Here is a 1,248-nt window from a genome sequence, read left to right as displayed (position 1 = left end):
GCGCAGCAGGGGCGCGGCCGCGGGGAGGCCGTGGGCCTGGCCGTGGCCGGCGGCCGGGTGTTCCTGGCGGGGGCCGGGGATGTTCGGGGTGCGGTCGTTGTCGTCAGCCACGGTCGGCTTCTCCTTCGAGAACGGTGACGGCGCGTACGGGATGGGCATGGCTCTGTTGCCGGGGCCTGGTGGTGCGACAGGCTGGGGCGAGGCCAGGGAGCAGCAAGGGGGCGCGATGGCAGTCGAGTTCGATTCGGTGATCGCCGACGGGGTGATCTATCCGGCGTTCACGGACGACGACGGCGTGCTGTGGATCGACGACGAAGATGACTACGAGGTGGTCGTCGACCACGCGATCGTCGGCGGGGTGATCTACGAGGCGGAGGTCGATGAGTACGGCCGCCTGCTGATCTACCTGGACGACGACTGAAGGCGAGGGCTGCCCCGGGCGGCCTGCCCCGTACTCGACTCCCGGCTGTGCGGGCGGGGTTCGAGTACGACGCAGGGTGTCCGGTCAGTTGTGGATGTTGTTGCGGGTGCGGGCGAAGAACATGCCGCGCGTGGTGCTGTGGTTGTTGATCTCGGTCCGCATGGTGACCGGGCCCTCGAAGATGTTCTTGGTGACGGCGGAGCGGGCACGGTTGATCGCGCCGCCGATCGCGGTGGCGGCCATGGCGAGGCCGGCGAACGGCAGAGTGACCATCAGGACTCCGGCGAGGCTGACAGAGGCGAGGCCCTGCAGGACCAGCCAGGCGCCGCAGCCGATACCGGTGACCCCAGCGCCGACGCCGATGGAGGCCACCGCGATCCCGGCCGCCCAGGCAGGCACGATCCGGCGGTCGGGCTGATGGACGGGCGGGGTGTCGCCGTAGGCGGGCACGGGGGAGTGGTCGCGGTAGGACGTCGGGAAGTGGGCCGGCTGCTCGGGCCGGAAGCTCGCGTCCATGATCCGCTTGGCTTCGGCGGCGGCCTCGGCGTCGGTCATCGGGCGGCCAGCGGTGGGGTGGAAGTCCATGGTGTTCTCCGTTCGGGTACGGGGGCGCCCTCCCTGCCGGGGCGGCGGGGAGGGCGCGAGGGACGGCGGGGCGGAGCGGGGTCGGGCTACTGCCGGTGGGCGGCGGCCTTGAGTTCGGCGAGCGTCGGGTACTGCCGGAGCAGCAGGGCGGCCCGCGGCCCGGTCTCCGGCTCGGGCTGCTCCTGGACGCCGTTCTTGCGTCCGGCGAGCAGCAGCTCGGTCAGCAGGCGGCGGGCCTCGGG

The 1,248-nt window shown here is 72.3% G+C and carries 2 protein-coding genes; one reads left to right on the top strand and one right to left on the bottom strand.

Annotated features, from left to right (window positions below):
• Window positions 1-226: 226 nt before the first annotated feature.
• Entirely contained in the window at window positions 227-421 is a 195-nt protein-coding gene (locus ACFXGI_RS38770; RefSeq protein ID WP_384717813.1) for a hypothetical protein, read from the top strand.
• An 84-nt stretch (window positions 422-505) separates the two neighbouring features.
• Here ACFXGI_RS38770 and ACFXGI_RS38765 read toward each other — a convergent pair whose 3' ends face one another.
• Window positions 506-1,006: a hypothetical protein gene (locus tag ACFXGI_RS38765; protein ID WP_384717810.1), complete on the bottom strand. Its 501-nt coding sequence runs from the start codon at window positions 1,004-1,006 to the stop codon at window positions 506-508.
• Between the last annotated feature and the right edge of the window lie 242 nt (window positions 1,007-1,248).

The sequence above is a fragment of the Streptomyces sp. NPDC059355 genome (assembly GCF_042752335.1).
Taxonomy (GTDB): domain Bacteria; phylum Actinomycetota; class Actinomycetes; order Streptomycetales; family Streptomycetaceae; genus Streptomyces.
The sequence above is the reverse complement of the archived record's forward strand: the minus strand, read 5'-3'. Positions and strand labels throughout refer to the sequence as shown.